Raw genomic sequence first — 20,073 nt, forward strand, 5'->3', positions numbered from 1 at the left:
CGCCGTCCATCTGTGCGGCACCGGTGATCATGTTCTTCACATAATCGGCGTGGCCGGGGCAATCGACGTGCGCATAATGGCGGTTGCTGGTTTCATATTCGACGTGCGCCGTCGAAATCGTGATCCCGCGCGCCTTTTCTTCCGGCGCCTTGTCGATCTGATCGTAGGCCGTGAAGGTCGCCCCGCCCGATTCCGCCAAAATCTTCGTGATCGCGGCCGTCAGCGAGGTCTTCCCATGGTCAACGTGACCAATCGTGCCAATGTTGCAATGCGGCTTGTTCCGCTCAAATTTAGCCTTCGCCATGGACTGGAGACTTCCTCTAAACCAAGGGGGTAACGACCACGAATGGGTCCAACGGGGGCGAGCGCTAACGCCGGATCGTTAAGTCTCGGGCGGCGCTGGAGCGGGTGAAGGGAATCGAACCCTCACAACCAGCTTGGAAGGCTGGGGCTCTACCGTTGAGCTACACCCGCCAGACCGCGACCAAACAACTTAGGACCCATACGCCAGCAGCGGTCCGCAATCGTTGATCCCGATCAGCTTGCGCTCTTCTGGACCACCGGTTACGACCGCTTGCGGTGTGCCGCAGTCCAGCAAACCGGACTTCTAGGAACCTTGGTGGAGGGAGTTGGATTTGAACCAACGTAGACATTCGTCGGCAGATTTACAGTCTGCTGCCATTGACCGCTCGGCCACCCCTCCCAGGGTTCCCGGACGATTGTTGCCAACCGCCGCGACGGAGAGGGGATTATTGGATTACCCCCCTGCCTGTCAATCAATATGAGCATTCGGAGTCCTGTTTCCGGCGGTTTTATGACAAGAGCCGCTTCCGTTAATCCCTTGCCCCGGTGCCCGCGCCAGCGCAAACTAGCGCCCTCTTTGTCTCCTATTTGTGACTTGACCCAGCCCCATGCCCCCATCTCGCCCGCCGCGCGCCAACGCTCCCCGAGGCCCCCGGCCTAACTCCCCGTCGCCTGCCAAGGCACAAGGCCAGGACCTGCGCCGCGACGACGCGCCGCGCGGTCGCCGCGGATCGGGCCGCGCCGAGGGTGGATCGAGCCAAAACTGGCTGTTCGGGCATCACGCGGTTCGCGCAGCGCTGGCCAATCCCGAGCGGACCTGCCGCCAATTGCTGCTGACGCCGGAAGCCGCAAAGGATTGGGTGAGCACTGGCCTTACGCCCACCATCGTCGACCGCACCGAGATCGACCGGTACGTTCCGGCGGGTGCGGTGCATCAGGGCGTGGCGCTGCTGGCCGATCCGCTGCCGGAACTGGCGCTGGAAGACGTGCTGTTCTCCGCTGCCCCGGATGCGCTGTTCGTGTTGCTCGACCAAGTGACCGACCCCCATAATGTGGGGGCGATTTTGCGCTCCTGCGCCGTGTTTGGCGTCACCGCCCTCATTATGCCCGATCGCAATGCCGCGACGGCCACGGGCACCTTGGCAAAGACCGCCTCGGGCGCGCTGGAGGCCGTGCCGGTGGTGCGTGTCGTCAACCTCTCGCGCACCATTCGGCAACTGCAAGAGGCCGATGTTTGGGTGATTGGGCTCGAAGGCATCGCCGAAAAGCCGCTGGAGGCGGTTCTGCGCCCCGGCCGCATCGCCCTGGTGCTGGGAGCCGAAGGGCCGGGCCTGCGCCGTTTGACCGGCGAGACCTGCGATACCTTGGGCCATCTGCCGACGGCGGGCGAGTTCGCCTCGCTGAATGTATCGAACGCCGCCGCTGTCGCCCTCTATGCGACGCGCCGGGTTTTGGCGGGTGAGACTGTCTGATGGGCTGGCGGGCGGCGCTCTTTGGAACCCTGCTGTCTGTCTCCGGCACGGCGGCGGCTATCGTACCTGCACCGCAGCCCCCTGCTGTGGCGCAGGCCGCCGCACCCGGCGACCCGCCCGCTCCATCGGCTGAGCCTGCAAAGGACGCCCCGCGCCTGACGCTCTATACCTCGTTCGATCCGCAACGCTTAGCCCCGCTGCTGGCCGAGTTCCTCAAGGCGAGCGGCATTCCGGTGCAGGTGGAGATGGATCAGGCGGACCTTTTGTTGGGCCGTCTGTTGCGCGAAGGGGCGACGACCGCCGCCGATGTGGTGCTGCTCCCCACCCTGACCCGCGCCGAGCGCGCGGCTACGGCGGGGCTGTTCGTGCCCGTGACCGTCCCCGATATCGATAAGGCCATTCCCGCCGCCTACCGCGACCCCGGCGGGCGCTGGATTGCCGTCACCGGCTTCGTGCGCGCCGCCGTGGGGCTGGCCGAGAAGGTGAAAGCGTCGGACCTCGCCCGCTACGACGATTTGGCGAAACCCTCCTTCAAGGGGCGCCTGTGCCTGCCGCCGCTGGGGCGGCTCGCCAGTCGCTCCTTCCTCGCAACGCAAATGATCCCCGATCCGATGGCCGCCGAAACCTGGCTGAAGGGCGTCACCGCCAATGCCGTAACCCTGCCGCCGGAAACCGTGGCCCCCGTGCCCGACGCCGAAGACCGCCCGCTGGTCCAGGCCCTGCTCGATGGCAAATGCGACGTGGCGCTGATCGGCAGCCGCACCCTCGCGCGGTTATCGGATAAGGGCGATGATCCCCTGCGCCCGGCCCTCGATAAACTCTCCGTGAGTTTCCCGACGCTTGGCGAAGGGCGCGGCACGCCGGTCGACGTCGTCACCATCGGCGCGACCCAGGCGACCGGACGGCGCGAGGCCGCCGTGAAGCTGATGGCGTATCTCACCTCGGACACCGGGCAACGCCTGCTCGCCGAAGCCCTCTGGGGCTACCCGCTGAAGCCGGGCACCCCCCTGTCGAACCCCGTCACCCGTTGGGGGCCGTTCAAAGCCGACCCAACGCCGCTCTCCCAGCTTCTGCCGCTGCTTCCCCAGGCGGCGGCACTGGCGGACCGGGTGGGGGGGATGTAGGGGAAAATAGTTTATTTGATAACTTTCAGAAGTTTATAAAAAAGGAACAACATTCAACGTTCTTACATTTAATTTCTATACAAAATTCAGCGGTTTGCAGACGCGGCAGAGCCCAATAATTGTATAAAGAACCACAATCTATGAAAAATTTTGAAAAATAATCGCTCTTCATACAATCTTTAAGAATTAAAGACATTGAACAATTTATTTTTTGCGCGCATACCTTGCTGTATATCTCTTGCTTAATTTGATCTGTAAGCGATTTCACACAATAATTGCGCATACAACTCTCATCGTTATTTAATACGGTTATATAACTCATCATAAAGATATCCCAAAATGAGAAATATTACCAAATTTTTTACCGAACGCTTAAGGTCAAATTTAACCCGCAAGCCTCCGCATAGCGCCGCAGCATCCCGAGCGTCGGCCCTTCGCGCCTCTCCCTCAAGGCCGCCTCTAAACGACTGACGACCGACCGGCTGGTGCCCATGCGCGTTGCGACCTGCGCCTGAGTGAGCCCCGCTTGCGCCCGCGCCTGTGCCAATCCTGCAAGCCCCGCATCTGCCCCGATACGGGCTTCCCACACCTCCTTGAACCCTGGCCGGGACGATGCGCGGGCGACGGCCTCAGCCACCACCAGCGGCACTGGGTCGAACCGATCTTCGGTGTCTTTATCCATGTACCTTAACCTCCTTCAACCGCCGCCGCGCCACGTCCAACTCCTGCGGTGGGGCCTTCTGGGTTTTCTTAATGTAGCCATGCAGGAGGATGAGTTTATCGCCCTTCACGGTGCAGTAAAAGGCCCGCGCGATTCCATCCTGACTGCGACAGCGAAACTCGAATAATCCTTCTCCAAGCGCCTTCGACCAGGGTGCCGCCAGCACCCGTCCCGCCTGCTCGACCAGGCTGATGCGATAGAGAAAATCGGCATAAAGCCCATCCGGCCACGCTTCAATCTCCCGGCGCACCCGGTCGCTGTAGAATAGGATTTGCATAAGCCCAAACCTTTACACGCGCCCACCGCCAAATCTAGCCCAATGACATCCCCGCCGCCCCCGCCTATAGTGCCCCCGCAATGACGGCGCTTCCTCTCTCCGACCTTCCCGATCTCGCCTCCAAACCGCTGAGCGTGCTTCAGTCGGTGTTCGGCTATGGGCAGTTTCGCGGTCCGCAGGCGGAGATTATCCATCATGTGATCGCGGGCGGCGATGCGCTGGTGCTGATGCCGACGGGCGGCGGCAAGTCGCTGTGCTATCAAATCCCGGCGCTGGTGCGCGAGGGTTGTGCGATTGTCGTCTCCCCGCTGATCGCCCTTATTCAAGATCAAGTCGCGGCGCTGCGCGAAGCCGGAGTCGCGGCAGCGGGGTTGCACTCGGGCCAAGAGCCCGGCGAGCAGCGCGAGATTTTGCGCAAGCTTGCCGATGGCACGCTCGATCTTCTCTACATCGCCCCCGAACGCATCCAAACGCCCGCGTTTTTGGAAGCCGCCGACCATGCCCGCCTTGCGCTGTTTGCCATCGACGAAGCCCATTGCGTCTCTCAATGGGGGCATGATTTCCGGCCCGATTATCGGGCGCTGACACTGCTGCACGAGCGCTGGCCGTGGGTGCCACGCATTGCGCTGACGGCGACCGCCGATCCGCCGACGCGGGACGATATTATCCGGCAGTTGAAGCTGGAAGCCGCGCGCCACTTCGTCATGTCCTTCGACCGGCCCAATATCACCTACCGGGTGGTGGGGAAAGCCGACCCGCGACGGCAGTTGCTGACCTTTATTCAAGATGAGCACGCGGGCGACGCGGGCATCGTTTATTGCAGTACGCGCAAGCGTGTAGATGAAATCGCCACCTGGTTGAAGGCGCAAGGCGTAAGCGCGCTGCCTTATCACGCCGGGCTCGATTCCAAAATCCGCGAAGCCCATCAAACCCGCTTCCTGCGCGAAGAGGGTGTGGTGATGGTGGCCACGATTGCGTTTGGGATGGGCATCGACAAGCCGAATGTGCGCTTTGTCGCTCATCTCGATTTGCCGAAAAGCATCGAAGCTTATTATCAGGAAACGGGCCGCGCCGGACGCGACGGTCTGCCCGCCACCGCCTGGATGGCCTATGGGCTGCAAGATGTCGTGATGCAGCGCGGGCGGCTCGACGCTTCCACCGCGCCCGAGGATCATAAGCTGCGCGAACGCGGCAAGCTCGATGCGATGCTGGCCTATTGCGAAACCGCCGAGTGCCGCCGCACCTTCCTCTTGCGTCAATTGGGCGAGGATTTGCCCAAACCCTGCGGCAACTGCGATATTTGTCACGCCCCGGTCGAAACCTGGGACGCGACCGAAGCAGCGCGCAAAGCCATGTCGGCCATCTATCGCACCGGCCAACGGTTCGGCGCGGAGCATCTGATTACGGTTCTGCGCGGTGAGCGCACCGATAAAGTGGCCGAACACGGGCACGATCGGCTGAAAGTCTTCGGCGTCGGGAGCGATCTCGGTAAGGATGCCTGGCGCTCGGTGCTTCGGCAGTTGCTGGCTATCGGCTTTGTCACATCCGATCCCGAAGCCTATGGCGGGCTCTGCCTGACCGATGCCGCCCGGCCCGTGCTGATCGACGGGCAGCCCCTGCGCCTGCGCCGCGACCCGATGGCCGCACCGACGCGGACGGGGGCCAGCAGTAGCCCGACGCCGCGCGACCGGGCCGCCCCCAATCTTTCCGCCGCCGAAAACGACTTATTCCAGCACTTGCGCGGCTGGCGGCTTGACCTCGCCCGCGAACACAAACTGCCGCCCTACGTTATCCTTACCGATGCAACGCTTTACGATATCGTGCGCTTGCGCCCAACGCGCCTTGAGCAGTTAGCCCGTATTCCGGGTATCGGCCGCTCCAAGTTGGAGCGCTATGGCGACGCGATTCTGGCCCAGCTTCGCGACGCCCAGCCTTAACCGACCCGACCGACATAAATCGCGGGGGTTCCCAACGGTTACCCCCGATGATCGGGGAGAGACGGCCGTGACAACCAGCTACCCTGCATTCCTAAGGAAAAATCGTTTACCTCCTTCATACGCACATTAACAATGGTTAAAATATTCAGTCAAACCGTTAATAACTATGGTGACTGTAATTTTTTTTTACACATTTTTCAAATACTCTCAGGCACGTTTCGAATGGTCTTCGGAGAATTATCGTCACATTTTCTTCGAAAGCCAAATTACTCTAGAGGGTCTTGCACGCACGTGATAATATATGTTAATTGGCTAATTCCCTTAAAAATAGCTCTATTCTACAAATTATTAAAATATTAAAATCGTCAACATATTCCCCTTATCCTTGTCACGCCCCCGAAACATACGATCGTAGTTACTCGTTGCTGCCCACCAACAAATCATTATTGGACATGCCTCTCTGCGAGGCATATTATAGGTATGGATATGATTGGCCGATTTAGGGTGCAGGCTCAGCGCGAAAGCGGCGGGCGGGTGTGCTCATTTGGTTGAGAGAGGACTGAGCGTGGCTAGTAAAATTTCCTTGTCCATTCGCTGGAAAGTTTTCGTGATCCCCGGGGTGGCTCTTATCGCCCTCGGGTTGCTCGCGCTTGTCGGTATCTCCACCATTTCTGATCAAAATCGCGTTCTCGATCAAATCACGCATGTTTCGAGCGCCAAAGCGACCGAAGCCCTGCAATTGTCGCGCGCTTTTGAGCAGACCCATGCCGAACTCATTCGCATGGTTGCCTGGAGCGCCGCAATCTCGGACGAGAAAATTCTCTCTAAAGTGGAGAATGATTTCAAGTCCAAGCTTGCAAATACGCGTTCCCTCGTGGGGGCGTTGCCGACGCGGTACAGCTTGAACCCGACCGAACAGGGTCTTTTGTCGGGTTTCAGCGAAAAACTGCAAAAATACGAAGCTGCGGGCAGCGCGGTCCTCAGTTCCGTACGGCTCGATGTGGCGTCGTCCGTGACCTTGGTGTTTACGGCACAAAACAGTTCAGAAGCGATCATCACCAATCTTACCGAGTTCGAGGCGGAAGCCCGGCGCCAAGCCGACGCGGCGATTGATCAGGCGGTTGCCGCCGGGGAGCGCGCCCGCTCGCTCTATCTGATCATCTCCGGGGGGGCCACGCTGCTGCTCGCGCTGATTGCCGTGATCGTCGGGCGGTCGATTGCCCAGCCGGTGCGACAGATGACGGACGCTATGGCGCGCCTCGCCAATGACGATCTACAGGTCGAAATTCCCGCGCTCAACCGCCGCGACGAGATTGGCGCGATGGCCGCCGCCGTGCAGGTGTTCAAGGTGAATGCCGAGCGAGTGCGCGAGCTCACCGCCCAGCAAGAGGCCAATCGCCATCAAGCCGAACAAATCCGCAAACAAACCATGGGAACGCTGGCGCAGGACATCGAACAATCGGTCCGCCACGCCATCGTTGCTATGTCTGAAATGCTTTCAACGATCCGCACTCAAGCCATGAGCCTGGCCCGCAACGCCGAAGAAGCGAGCCAGCAATCGGTTCTTGTGGCGGCGGCGTCTGAACAGGCGAGTTCGAACGTCTCGACGGTGGCGGAGGCGACGAGCCGCCTTGCCGATCAAATCGAGCGCATCAATGTAAAAGTCCGCGAATCGAGCCAAATCGCCCAGGAGGCCGTGACCGAAGCCTCGCGCACGGATCGCGTCGTCGGGGATCTGGTTCAAGCCTCGAGCCGGATCAGCGAAGTCTTGCGCCTGATTACCGATATCGCCGAGCGCACCAACCTTTTGGCGCTGAACGCCACGATCGAAGCCGCCCGTGCTGGAGAAGCCGGTAAAGGATTTGCCGTCGTGGCGACCGAGGTCAAGAGCCTCGCCCAACAGACCGCGCAAGCGACCGAAGAAATTGCCGGGGAAATCAACTCTATGCGCGGCGCGACCGATCAGGCGGCAACCGCGATTCGCCTGATCGTCGGCACCATTGGGCGCGTCGAGCAGGCCCTTATGGTGATTGCCGAAGCGGTGAGCGAGCAGGGCTCGGCCACCTCCGATATCAGCGCCAGCGTTTCGGAAGCCGCTATCGGCACCCAAACCGTCAGCCGGGATATCACGGGCGTGAAGCATGTGGCCGAAGCCGTGGGGTCCGCCGCTGTGGTCGTTGAAGAGTCAACCGCTAGCCTAGGCGATGCTTGCCGCACCTTGCAGCAAGGGGTCGATTCCTTGGTGGCTCGTTTGAAAGCGGCGTAAGGCCAAAGGCGACCCTCGCCAATTGGCTTCACGCTGCAACGCTTCCTCTTTTTTCTTGGTGGAGACATCCAATGTTGAAATTTCTCTCCGCAGCCTTCTTAGCACTGATGGTGCTTGTTACGGCTCCGGGTTTCGCTGCGAGCCCCGCCGAACAGGCCGAAGCCATGGTCAATAAGGCGATCAAGCACTATCAGACGGTTGGCAAGGATAAGGCTTTTGCCGATTTCGGCGACACCACCAATAAGGAATGGGTGGATGGCGAATGGTATGTGCTGGTCGTCGATGCTAATACAGGTATCGCCCTCGCCTATTATGATCCGAAAATGATCAATAACCCGGCTATCCCGGATCTGAAGGATGTCGAAGGCCGCTTCATCATCAAAGATGCTATTGCTGCCGCCAACAAAGGGGCGAATGGGGATTGGGCTAGCTATGTATGGCGTAATCCCGCCACGAAAAAGCTTGGCAAGAAAAACTCCTTCGCCAAGAAATTCGACGAGAAAGTCTTCGTCGTTGGCTATTACGAAAACTGATAAAACACGCGTGTGACTTAAAACAGAGGGCTCAGCCCTCTGTTTTTTTATTGGATCATATAGGTGCTTATCGCGATGTCCCGTTCCTGGTTTCCCTTCCCCCCCGTGAATGAAGACCCGGAGATACGTGTTTTTTGCTTTGCTCATGCAGGTGGCAATGCCAGTTTTTTTCGGGATTGGCGCGGCAGTGGGGGGCACGTCGAGTTCTACCCGGTCCAACTGCCTGGACATGGCAACCGATTGGGGGAACCGCCCCTCACCCGTTTGGAAGATTTGGTAGCGGCGTTTGCCGAAGCGGCCGAACCCTTACTCGACCGCCCTTTCGCTTTGTTCGGCCACAGCTTTGGCGCGTGGTTAGCGCATGCTGCGGCGCAACAAATTCGCACCAATTATGGTCAAACGGCGCGGCACTTGTTTGTATCGGGTAATGTTCCACCGAAAAAAATACCGATTTATAATCCAATTTTATTAAATACCGACGCAGATGCAAAGCATTACCTCACAGTCTTAGGAGGCACTTCATCTGATTTAATTGAAAATGAAGATTTAATTTCGATGTTTTTACCAGTTTTCCGGAACGACATTAATCTATTGCGTAAATATGTAGATAGAAATGATGAGTTATTAAATTTTCCAATCACCGCTTTCCTGGGAACCGAAGACCCTCTCCATACGCAAAGCTCAATACTTAATTGGAATAATTACACTCTTAGCAACTTTGATTACCATATATTTCCAGGTGGGCATTTTTATTTAGAAGATTTTATAAAGGATATTACACTTGTAATCGCCTCCTCTCTTATATCGTGACATTTTAACGAATAAGCTATATTTTTCTCTTATTTTTGATGCAGCGCGGCAACAGTTATGGCATCATAACAGATATCGGAGATGGGTATATTTCCGAAAAATAGAATCTTTCAGTTTGATTCTATTGAAACGCGCATGAGGGGTTGCCCAGATGACGACTGAAAATACAAATACCGCGTCCCCCCAGGGTGAAAAACCCGAACGCCCCGCCCGGCGCTACAGCGGCAAAACGGCAGCAGCGCCCGCCGCCGCAGCGTTGCCCCCCGTCGCCAACCCGATCGAATATTTCAATAGTTTCGCCAAAACCATGCAAGGTTCGGGAACGATGCTCCCGCCCGGCGGCGTTCCGGTTGAAATGTTTACCGACGTTGCCGCTAAGCTCATCGCTTGGCCCATGGAACAATGGCTGGATGCGCTTTACCGCGGCTATGAAGTGATGCGCTCGGCCCATGATGCCATTCAGGGCCTTGAGCGCCGCGTGGAAAGCACCATTGCAAGCGGCGAAAATCGCACCTTCCAAGGTGTTCAAAACCTGACCAATCAGTCCCTCTCCGCGCTCGGCGGCTTTGCCCAGTCTCCAATTCGGCCGTTTTGGATGAGTCCCTTCCTGTCGAAGCAACGGAAAGACTGGTAAGCGCAGAAGCGGGGCGACCATGAGCAAAGCAAAACTTCAGACGACAAAAACCCCTGTGACGAAAGCGTCGGCAGCTCCCTTAAAAGGCATCGCCATTATCGGGATGTCCTGCCGGGTGCCGGGGGCCAATAATTATCGCGATTTCTGGCGTAACCTCTGCGACGGCGTTGAATCCGTCACGGTTTTTACGGATGAGGAACTGATCGCTGCCGGCATAAGCCCCGCTGAAATTGCCGAACCCGACTACGTAAAAACTGCCTTCCGCATTCCCGGCATCGATAAGTTCGATGCCGCTTTTTTCGAATATTCTCCGCGCGAAGTGCGCCTAATGGACCCGCAGCATCGAATTTTGCTGGAAGTGGGCTGGGAAGCCTTTGAGGACGCGGGCTATATCCCCGGTCGTCATTTAGGCCCGGTCGGCATTGTTTTGGGCACGGGTGGCAACGTTAGCTCCTACATGGTCAACGAACTCTACGACCATCCGGAATCGCGCGGGCGCACGGCGAACCTCGTTCATATCGGCAACGATAAGGATTTTGCCTCCACCCGCCTGTCGTTCAAGTTTGATTTGACCGGGCCCAGCCTGAACGTTCAAACGGCCTGCTCGACGTCGCTCATCGCCGTCCACCTGGCTTGCCAAAGCATCCAAACGGGCGAATGCACCATGGCGCTTGCGGGCGGGGCGACCGTGCGCGTGCCGGAGATTTCCGGCTACCGGTCGGTTCGCGGCGGGCTTTATTCGCCCGACGGCCATGTTCGCACCTTCGATGCCGACGCGCGCGGTACGGTCTTCGGGTCCGCCGTTGGCATGGTGCTGCTGAAAGAGGTCAATCAGGCCATTGCCGATGGCGATGTGATCTATGCCGTGATCAAGGCAACCGCGATCAACAATGATGGCGGCACGAAGCCCAGCTACTCCGGCTCGTCGGTGCCCGGCCAAGCTGAGGCCATGAGTAAGGCGCTCAAAGCCGCCGATGTCAGCCCCGACACGATTGGCTACGCCGAATGCCACGGCACCGGCACCGCCGTGGGCGACCCGATTGAAATTGCCGCCCTCACCGAAGCGTTTAAAGACACGCCGGTGCCGGTCGGCAGTTGCCCCGTAGGGTCGGTGAAGCCGAATATCGGCCATCCGGAGCAAGCCGCCGGGATTGTGTCGCTGATCAAAACGGCGCTGGCGCTCCATGAAGAGCAAATTCCGCCGACGATCAATATTCGCACGCTGAATCCGAAAATCAATTTCGCCACCAGTCCGTTTTATGTGAATCAAGAGCTAAAGGCCTGGCCGAAAACCGATAAACCGCGCCGGGCGCTGGTGAACTCGCTCGGTATTGGCGGCACCAATGGCGTGGTTATTCTCGAAGAAGCCCCCACCCGCGCCCCCGCCGCGCAACCCCAGCCGGAGCGCCCGGCGCACCTGCTGGTCCTGTCGGCAAAGTCGGAAGTCGCGCTGAAGGAAGCTTTGGCGCGACAGGCGGAAGGGCTCGAAGAGAACCCCGGTCAAGCCTTGCCCAATGTCGCCTTCGCGCTCGCCCAAGGCCGGGTTGGTTTCAGTCACCGTTATTCACTCGTCGCGGCGTCGACCGATGAAGCGATTGAAAAACTACGCACGGCCACGATTGCAACGGCGGCCGACCGGCGTTTGGGAAGTAAGCGCAAGCTTGGTTTTCTCTTCACCGGCCAGGGTGCGCAGTTTGTGGGCATGGGCAAGGCGCTTTACGCCAGTCAGCCGCTGTTCAAACAAACCTTCGACCGTTGCGCCGCCGCGATGGTGGGGCTGCTTGATCGTCCGTTAACAGACGCCGTTTTCGCCGATCCGACTGGGCCGGACGCGGGGCTGATCAATCAAACCGCCTATACCCAGCCGGGCACCTTTGCGCTGCAAGTCTCGCTCGCGACCCTGCTAGCAAGCTGGGGGATTCGCCCCACCGCCGCCGCCGGTCACAGCGTTGGTGAATTCGCGCTCGCCGTTGTCGCCGGGGTCTATCCGCTCGAAGCCGCCGCGAAGTTGATCGCGACGCGCGGCAAGCTGATGCAGGCGCTGCCCGAGGGCGGGGCTATGGCCGCCGTTTTCAGCGACGAAGCCAGCGTGCGCGCGGCTTTAGCCGAGTTGGCCCTACCGCAGATCGGCGTTGCCGCCGTCAATGGTCCGGCCAATACGGTTGTTTCGGGACTTAAAACCTCCGTTGACGCGGTGATCGCCTTCTTCGAGCCGAAAGGCATTACCGCCCGGCAATTGACCGTTTCCCACGCCTTCCACTCGGTGCTGATGGAGGCCGCGATGGCTGACTTCCGCACCGCCGTCGGCGCGGCGACAGCCTCAGCCCCCGAGCTTTTGTGGGTGTCGACCCTCACAGGTGCGGTGAAGACCGATGCGCCGGATGCCGATTATTGGGTATCGCACGCCATGGATGCCGTGCGCTTTGCCGATGCGGTGAAACTGCTGGCCGAGCAGGGCGTAACCGACTTCCTCGAAATCGGGCCGGGCAAGAGCATGTTGGCCCTGGCGCAATCCAGCGTCTCCGGCGACGGCTTGGCATTCTTGCCGACCGTTGCCAAGGATGGGGTGGACGGCCGCGACCTGCTGGAGACTATCGGCACTTTGTTCCGGCGCGGCGAGACCATCGACTGGAAGGGCTTCGATGCCCCCTGGACCCGCCGCCGCCTGCCGCTGCCCACTTACCCGTTCCAGGGCGAGCGGCTGTGGAACGAGCGCGACGGCGCGGTGACGCTCACCCAAACGGCACAGCCTGCCGCGTCGGGCCAAGGGCTCGTTGGTGTCAAGCTACGCTCGTCGCTCCCCGAAGCGCAGTTCGAGAGCGTCTACAGCCAAAAGGCGCTGCCGTGGATCAAAGACCATAAGGTCTATTCCCATGTGGTTCTGCCGACCACGGCGGGGCTCGTAGGCCTGTTGCAGGCGGCGGCCAAGCTGGGAGGAGATAAGCCGCGCACGATTGCGAATTTCTCCTACCGGGCACCGCTGTTTCTGGGCGAAACCGAGGCGCGGATTACCCATCTGGTTCTAAAGCCGGGCGATATGGGCAGTTTCGACGCCCAAATCGCCAGCGCCGAGGATGCCGACGCAAGCCGCTGGCAAACCCATATTACCGCCTCCCTGCGCCCAGCGGGCGATAGCAGCCAAGGCCCGACCTTCGTGCCGGAAGCCGTGATCAGCCGCGCGAAGCCCGTGCCGGTGGAGCGCTATTATGCGGCCCTCGCCACGCTGGGGCTCGATTATGGGGCCGCGTTCCGGGGCATTCAGTCGCTCTGGCAAGGCTTGGGTGAAGCCCTCGCCCATGTTCGGCTGCCCGATAGCGTTGCGGCGGAAGATTTTCCGCTGCACCCGGCGCTGTTGGATGCCGCCCTGCACACCTATCCCGCCGTCATCGATGCCTTCGGCGATTTCACGAAAGTGACGCTACCCCCGGACGGGATGCACTTGCCGACCGGGATCGAGCGGTTCAGCATCGAAAAACCGGGCGAACGCGATATTTGGGTGCATCTGCGCAAGCGTCTGCACGATGTCAGCGCCGATCCCACTACGGCGGCCTTGGTGGTCGATATCGACCTCTTCGATATGAGCGGCGCGCGCATTGCCCGCTTCGAAGGCTTGGCGCTAAAGCCGCTCGCGGTCCGCGCCTTCCAGCCAAAAGCGGCGGAAGCGGCTGCCGATTGGCTCTATCAAGTGCGCTGGGATAAGCTGCCCGCAACGGCAAAGAATAAGGTTCCAGCCCCGAATGCTTGGCTCATTCTCGCCGATGCGGGCGGGGTTGGGGCCGCGCTGGCCAAATCGCTCGAAACCCGCCATCACCCGGTCAAGCTGATCGAAAAATCAGCCCTGATCCCGGCGGGCGCGGTGAAGGTCGACGGTAGGGAAAGCTTTGCGCCGGTCCTGGCCGAGCTTGCCCAAACCTGGGCCGACAAGCGCGTTGGCATCATCTACCTCTGGGGCATCGATACCCAGTTTGGGGCGGGCGACGCTCACGATCTGGAGGCGCAGCAGGCCGCCGTCATCGGGAACGCGCTGCATCTCACCCAGGCGTTGGGCGATAGTCGCGACAGCTTTAAGGCCGCGCCGACGCTGTGGCTGACCACGCGCAATGGGCTCGATATTCGGGACGGCAGTAAAGCCACGCTCGATCTGGCGCAAGCCGGGCTCTGGGGTTTCGGGCGCACCGTGTCGCTGGAATATCCGCAAGTCTGGGGTGGGCTGATCGATCTTGCGGCGGGCGGCACCAACCCGGCGGAAACGCAAGCGCTCGCCAATCACCTGTTGGCGGGCGACCGGGAAGCCCAAGTAGCCTTCCGGGCGAACAGCCGCTACGGCGCGCGGTTTGTACGGGCGAAAGCCCCCGCGCCGCGGGCGCCCGTAACGCAAGACGCTACCTATCTGATCACTGGCGGCTTGGGTGCGATTGGCGTTGAAACCGCCAAATGGCTGATTACCCAGCGCGGTATAAAGCATCTGGTGCTGGCATCGCGCCGGGGGGCCGATGACCCCACTGCTGCGGGGATTAAGGGCGAGTTGGAAGCCTTGGGGTCGCGCATTTCGGTGGAAAAGCTCGATACAAGCTCGGAAGTCAGCGTTAAAGCCCTGGTGGCGAAGCTGAAGGCCGATGCTCTGCCGCTGAAGGGCATCTACCACAGTGCCGGGGTGCTGGAAGACGCCACCATCGCGCAATTCTCCTGGGAGAAATTCCGCAAAGCCATTGCACCGAAGTTCGATGGGGCGTGGTTCCTGCATAAGGCCACCGAAGACCTGAGCTTGGATGATTTCGTCGTCTATTCCTCCATCCTCAGCCTGTTTGGGGCGGGCGGTCAGGCGAACTATACGTCGGGGAATGCCTATCTCGACGGGCTCGCCGCCTTCCGGCAGCAGCAGGGCAAGCCGGGGCTGGCGATCAACTGGGGGCCGTGGGCCGCAGGCGGTCTCGCTACCCTCGCAGGGGATAAGGGCGAGGCGATTTGGCGCGCGCGCGGCCTGATCTACACCAAGCCCAGCGAAGGCCAAGACGCGCTTTCGGTGGTGGTCGCCGCAGGCTTCAATCACGCCGCCGTGCTCTCGGCGGATTGGCCGACGCTGATCCGGCAGTTCCAAACCCCGCCAACCTTCTTCGCCGACATGCTGAGTGAAGCCAAGACAGAAGGGGCCGCTGCCGGGGCAGGCGTTTCCGTGGAAGCCCTGCAAGCGCAGCTTAAATCCAGCGATCCACGCGAGCGCCGCTTTGCCATCGTCACCTATGTGGCGCAGCAGGCTCAAGCGACCCTGGGGGTCAATCGTCTGATCGATCCCGGCCAGCCCTTGCGGGAATTGGGGCTCGACTCGCTGATGGCGGTAACGCTCATCAACCGCATCGAAATGGCCTTGGCGGTGCGCGTGCCTGCCGTGAAGCTGATCCAAGGCCCGAGCATCAATCAATTGGTGGATGAAGTGTGGCCGGATCTTGCGGGCGTCGGCCTGCCCCCGGCGACGCGGGAGCAACCGGCAGCCGAGGCAGTATCGGATACGGCAGTTCCAGCGGAGGTCTCCACCCTGGTGGCCGATCTGATTTCGGAAACCGTCGAAGCTGCCCTTGCTGCCCCGGCGCTGGTCGAAGGGCCGAAATGGCTGATCCCGGTCGGCAAGCGCGCCAATCCGCGCGCCCGCCTCTTCTGCTTCCCCTTCGCAGGCGGCGGGTCGGCGGTCTTCCGTCCCTGGGCCAATTGGATCGATCCGGGCATCGAGGTGATTGCCGTCGAACCGCCGGGGCGTTTGGGCCGCATTTCGGAAAAGCCGGTGAATGATATCGACCTGTTCGTCGATAGCGTTCTCGATGAAATGATCGACCTGCTGGACCTGCCGTTTGCCATGTTCGGGCACTGCCTGGGCGCGGTGACGATGTATGAAACGGCGCGGACGCTGATCGAAGAAACCCGCTTCAAGCCCCTGCATCTCTTCGCCTCCGGCGCGCGCTCGCCCGATCGGGTTGGCGAGGTGGGGCCGTTCGAGCAAGAGCTCGGGCAGGTTTTGATGAGCACGCCCGGCTACCGGAGTGATCTGAAGCCCTACAATCAATCGGATGAAATCTTCGCCGATATCATCCGGCGCTTCGATATGGCGGCGACCGATCAGTTCCTCTCCGATCCCGAGTTGCGCAAGCTGATGCTCCCCGCCGTTCGGGCCGAGTTCGAGATGACGAGCAACTATAAGCTCAAGGGCGAGCCTAAACCCTGGGACGTGCCGATCACCTGCTTCGTCTCGCGCGGCGATCCCTATGTCTCGCGCGACGATATTCTCGCCTGGGGCAAGTTCACCAATCAGCGCCTGCAAGTGCTGATGCGCGAAGGCACGCACTATGCGGTGGTTGAAGACGCACAGTTCATCAACCGGATCATCAACCGCGAAATGGTAATGCCGCTCTAAACCAGGGGCTATTGCCGGGAGAGGCGCTAGTGCCTCTCCCCCAGTTTTCACCAAACCCGTTTTTTTAGGATATGGAGGCTCACGTGGGTAAAAAGGCTCTCGTTTTGGGTGGCGGCGCCCCGGACTATACGCTGATGACGGGCGCCTTGCTGGCGTTTGAAGAAGCTGGCGTTAAATTCGATGTGTATTCGATGGCGGGCGGCGGCGGGGTCGTCGGCCTCTCCTACCTTGCGCCCTTGAACATGACGCGCGAAGAATCGCTGCGGAACTCGGTGAACTTCGGCGTTTCTGACGCGATCTACAATATGTTCCCGATCAACTATAAGATCTTCACCAAGCCCGGCCCGGCTGCGGCCCTGTTCCGTACCGCCCTGTCAATGATGCCTGGGTATTCACGTATCGTGAACCAGCTTGGCATGACGCCGTCGGAAAAATTCCTGTCCGACTATGTCCAATTCTGGTGGGCGGCGCTGATGCCCTCCAACCTGTCGCTGTTCAGCGAAGGTTTCTGCGCCCACGCCCAGTTCATTAAGCAAATGGTCGATTTCGACGCGCTGCATAAGCTGGACGCCAATATTTACCTGAACGCCTATTGCCTGACCGACAAAAAGATGGCGATCTTCAAGAAAGATCAAATCGATCTTGCCCATTTCCAGGCGTCGCTTTCCTATCCATTCTTCTATTCGCCCTATGAATTGAATGGGAAGCTCTACATTGAAGGCGCGTCGCGCGATGCGTTCAACTTCAAAGGCCTGATGGAAAACGAACCCGACCTTGATACCATCGTCGTGTTCGACGCCATTGGGATCGACGGCCTACTGCACGAGCCGCGCAACCTGTGGGATGCGTTCGGGCAACAGATCATCACGCCGCTAGTCGCCCTCGGCCATGCCGATTTGAAGCTGTTCCGCGAACTGCACCACGATGCGGATAAGTCGGACCTGCTGGTGCTGAACTTCAAGATTCCGCCGAAGATGCAACCGGCAGCGTTGGATTGGTCCAGCTCCAACCTCAACCGCCTGTTTGCGGTCGGGTATGAAAGCGGTCAAGCCTTCCTCGAAAAGAACGGCTCCAGGTTAGGCGTCTAGAGATCGCAGGAGGGGGCGGCTACCCCGCCCCCTCTTCCTGCTTACCATGATGGCGGCGGATGCGGCGCACCAGCAGCGCCACGCAGATCACGATGGGCGGCACCGATAGGGCCGTGCCAATGCTGGGATCGAGCGGAATCCCCGCCTCCTTCAAGCCTTTGAAAATATACGCCGCCAGCGACACCACATAATAGGCAATGGCGGCAATCGACAGGCCTTCGACGGTCTGTTGCAGGCGGAACTGCTGGCGCGCGCGCAGGTTCATCGCTTCCAGCAAACTGCGGTTCTGCTGTTCGATGGCGACATCGACGCGGGTGCGTAAGAGGTGGGCCGAGCGCGACAGTTTGGTCGCCAGCGTCTCCAGCCGATCTTCCAGCATCGTGCAGGTGCGCATCGCGGGCGCGAGCCGCCGCGCGAGGAACGCGCCGATGGTGGGATACTCCCCCGCCGATAGATCCCCTAAAGCGGTCAGCCGCTGCTGAATGATGCCGTCATAGGCCCGGCTCGCGCTGAACCGGTAGCTGGCGGCATTGGCGTCGGCTTCAAGCTCGGCGGCCAGGAGCGTCAGTTCATCGAGCAACGCATTATCCGACACGAGATCGCGCGATTCGGTCATCGAGCGGGCAATCCGGGTCAAATCGCTCTCAATACGGCGAACCGCCGGGGCGATGCGTTGGGATTCGGGCAGGCCGAGCAGGGCGAACAGGCGGTAGGTTTCCACCTCCAAGAGCCGCTGCACCAAGGCTCCGGCGCGGGGCGGGGTAAGGCCGCGATCTTGCACCAGCATGCGCACAACGCCGCCACCCGCCTGCAACTGCCCATCGGCGCGAAAATCCGTGGCGACCAAAGCCCCGCCGCGATCCATCACCGAGACCGCCAAGGATGCCGGATCGAACAGACGGTTTAAATCCAGCAACGGCTGCTCGGGGATGATTTGCAAATCGACCGCAACCAGCAGCGGCCCCGGCGGCGGGACAATCGCCTCGAACCGTGCCCAGGCGGGAAAGCTTGGAAAAAGCTCGCCGCTTTCGTCGGGGAAATCCAACGTATAGGTGGTGAATTCCGAATGCTGCTCCCAGCGCAAAGCCCCCGGCCCCAGGGTGGGCGGCAGGGTTAGGCGATGGTGGCGCGCGTCGGGCAGGGGCGCCGAAGCCCCCGCCGAGGTACACAGGGTCAGAAGGCGCTGCCGATCGGCCGCAGCGGCGTCATAGTCGGTTAAAAAAGCGAAATGCAGCACGCGGCGCGGCGGCGTGAGCGGCACGAAGGGGCGGGCATGGACTTCGCCCAGCACCGCCTCGCGCAAGAAATGAACCGACATACCCATTCCCACGACAGTATCAGTCGCGGCATCCCGCGCTGAAAGCCTCTTTCTGTCAATGCGAAAATTGCGACATTCTGACGCGCGTCGGATGTCACAGGCGCTTGACCTTTTGCGTCGCAACCGCCTAGGGTCGGGCATGAGCAAGCGCCTCGACCGGCCCGTGTTGCAGTGCCAAAAGGCCCCACCGCCCTCGCGGGCGGGACGGGAGCGCGCGCTATGACCCCTTGGCGAGACGGCCAACCCGGCCCGCGCAATGCCATCACCGATGTTCCCGGCCTGCGCGTTGGCCAAGCGGAAGATAAGGCCGCCTGGACGGGCGTAACCGTCGTCCTTCCAGACAACCCTGCTGTTGCCGCCTGCGATATTCGCGGCGGCGGCCCCGGTACGCGCGAAACCGATCTGCTCGCGCCGTCCGCAATGGTCGAGCGCGTGCATGGGATTTGCCTGTCCGGCGGCTCGGCCTTCGGGCTGGACGCGGCCAGCGGCGTCATGGAGCATCTGGCCGGGCGCGGTATCGGCTTTCCCGTAGGCACCGCCCGCGTGCCCATCGTTCCGGCGGCGATTCTGTTCGATCTGCTGAACGGCGGCGATAAAGCCTGGACGACCCCGCCCTACCGCGCCCTGGCGATTCAAGCGTGCGAGCAAGCGAGCCTCGATATTGCCCAAGGTAATGCTGGCGCGGGCTATGGCGCGAAGGCCGGGCGGCTGAAAGGCGGGCTCGGCACCGCGTCGCTGAGAGTCGGTGAGGATTGGGTGGGGGCGCTGGTTGCCGCCAATCCGGTCGGCTCGGTGCTGCATCCCGGCACGCTGAGCTTTTGGGCGTGGCCCTATGAGCAACTCGCGGAACTGGGGGGGCAGGTGCCGCCCTCGATCCCCATTGCCAACCTTGCGGCCTGGACCGATACCGCTCTGCCGCAGTTGGGCGCGAATACGACGCTTGCCGTTGTTGCCACCGACGCGCCCTTGACCAAGGCCGACGCGCAACGGGTGGCGATCATGGCGCAAGACGGGCTGGCGCGCGCCATTCGCCCGGTCCATACGCCGTTTGATGGGGATAGCGTCTTTACCCTCTCCACGGGGGACGGCTCGGGCGTTGACCCCTACCGATTGGCCCGCCTGGGCCAAGCCGCCGCCGACTGCGTTGCCCGCGCCGTCGCCCGCGGCGTTTACGAAGCGGAGACGCT

Annotated in this window: 14 protein-coding genes and 2 tRNA genes; 10 read left to right on the forward strand and 6 right to left on the reverse strand. The window is 60.8% G+C overall.

Translation table 11 applies throughout. The annotated features are described in order from the left end of the window. The 3 genes from ACIQ36_RS08665 to ACIQ36_RS08675 all read right to left on the reverse strand — a co-directional run. On the reverse strand, positions 1–304 hold a 304-nt coding region (locus tag ACIQ36_RS08665), incomplete at its 3' end, for a GTP-binding protein (RefSeq protein ID WP_395828269.1). 96 nt (positions 305–400) lie between these two features. Continuing rightward, a tRNA-Gly gene (locus tag ACIQ36_RS08670) sits at positions 401–474 on the reverse strand. Positions 475–617: 143 nt separating this feature from the next. After that, a tRNA-Tyr gene (locus ACIQ36_RS08675) sits at positions 618–703 on the reverse strand. 208 nt (positions 704–911) lie between these two features. Between ACIQ36_RS08675 and rlmB the strand changes: the two genes are divergently transcribed. Beyond that, entirely contained in the window at positions 912–1,775 is an 864-nt protein-coding gene (gene rlmB / locus ACIQ36_RS08680) for a 23S rRNA (guanosine(2251)-2'-O)-methyltransferase RlmB (protein WP_395828271.1), read from the forward strand. Further along, positions 1,775–2,899, forward strand: a complete 1,125-nt coding sequence (locus ACIQ36_RS08685; protein WP_395828273.1) for an extracellular solute-binding protein — start codon at positions 1,775–1,777, stop codon at positions 2,897–2,899. The genes rlmB and ACIQ36_RS08685 overlap by 1 nt, the downstream gene beginning before the upstream one ends. Positions 2,900–3,260: 361 nt before the next feature. Here the strand turns inward: ACIQ36_RS08685 and ACIQ36_RS08690 are convergent, their stop codons facing one another. Together ACIQ36_RS08690 and ACIQ36_RS08695 are read right to left on the reverse strand one after the other, a co-directional pair. Next, positions 3,261–3,581, reverse strand: a complete 321-nt coding sequence (locus tag ACIQ36_RS08690; protein WP_395828275.1) for a helix-turn-helix domain-containing protein — start codon at positions 3,579–3,581, stop codon at positions 3,261–3,263. Further along, the gene (locus tag ACIQ36_RS08695; protein WP_395828277.1) at positions 3,574–3,897 is read right to left on the reverse strand and encodes a type II toxin-antitoxin system RelE/ParE family toxin; all 324 of its coding nucleotides are present in this window, start codon (positions 3,895–3,897) and stop codon (positions 3,574–3,576) included. The genes ACIQ36_RS08690 and ACIQ36_RS08695 overlap by 8 nt, the downstream gene beginning before the upstream one ends. A gap of 80 nt (positions 3,898–3,977) precedes the next feature. Between ACIQ36_RS08695 and recQ the strand changes: the two genes are divergently transcribed. The 7 genes from recQ to ACIQ36_RS08730 all read left to right on the forward strand — a co-directional run bounded on the left by recQ (position 3,978) and on the right by ACIQ36_RS08730 (position 17,568). Continuing rightward, positions 3,978–5,834: a DNA helicase RecQ gene (gene recQ, locus ACIQ36_RS08700; RefSeq protein ID WP_395828279.1), complete on the forward strand. Its 1,857-nt coding sequence runs from the start codon at positions 3,978–3,980 to the stop codon at positions 5,832–5,834. 565 nt (positions 5,835–6,399) lie between these two features. After that, entirely contained in the window at positions 6,400–8,100 is a 1,701-nt protein-coding gene (locus ACIQ36_RS08705) for a methyl-accepting chemotaxis protein (protein ID WP_395828281.1), read from the forward strand. 71 nt (positions 8,101–8,171) lie between these two features. Continuing rightward, complete coding sequence (locus tag ACIQ36_RS08710; RefSeq protein ID WP_395828283.1) at positions 8,172–8,633, forward strand: cache domain-containing protein; 462 nt, start codon at positions 8,172–8,174, stop codon at positions 8,631–8,633. A gap of 75 nt (positions 8,634–8,708) precedes the next feature. Then, positions 8,709–9,443, forward strand: coding sequence for a thioesterase II family protein (locus ACIQ36_RS08715; RefSeq protein ID WP_395828285.1), 735 nt, complete (start codon positions 8,709–8,711; stop codon positions 9,441–9,443). A gap of 151 nt (positions 9,444–9,594) precedes the next feature. Continuing rightward, positions 9,595–10,077 carry a hypothetical protein gene (locus ACIQ36_RS08720; protein WP_395828287.1) on the forward strand — a complete coding sequence of 161 codons (483 nt, stop codon included), beginning with the start codon at positions 9,595–9,597 and terminating at the stop codon, positions 10,075–10,077. A 19-nt stretch (positions 10,078–10,096) separates the two neighbouring features. After that, entirely contained in the window at positions 10,097–16,480 is a 6,384-nt protein-coding gene (locus ACIQ36_RS08725; protein WP_395828289.1) for a type I polyketide synthase, read from the forward strand. Between the two features lie 83 nt (positions 16,481–16,563). Then, the gene (locus tag ACIQ36_RS08730) at positions 16,564–17,568 is read left to right on the forward strand and encodes a patatin-like phospholipase family protein (RefSeq protein ID WP_395828291.1); all 1,005 of its coding nucleotides are present in this window, start codon (positions 16,564–16,566) and stop codon (positions 17,566–17,568) included. 19 nt (positions 17,569–17,587) lie between these two features. On the opposite strand, the gene ACIQ36_RS08735 is transcribed toward ACIQ36_RS08730, so the two are convergent. Beyond that, complete coding sequence (locus ACIQ36_RS08735) at positions 17,588–18,886, reverse strand: DUF3422 family protein (RefSeq protein WP_395828293.1); 1,299 nt, start codon at positions 18,884–18,886, stop codon at positions 17,588–17,590. A 219-nt stretch (positions 18,887–19,105) separates the two neighbouring features. Here ACIQ36_RS08735 and ACIQ36_RS08740 point away from each other — a divergent pair. Beyond that, positions 19,106–20,073 (forward strand): P1 family peptidase (locus ACIQ36_RS08740; protein WP_395828295.1); only part of this gene is annotated, 968 nt, incomplete at its 3' end.

The organism is Elstera sp. (genome assembly GCF_044372965.1).
GTDB lineage: Bacteria > Pseudomonadota > Alphaproteobacteria > Elsterales > Elsteraceae > Elstera.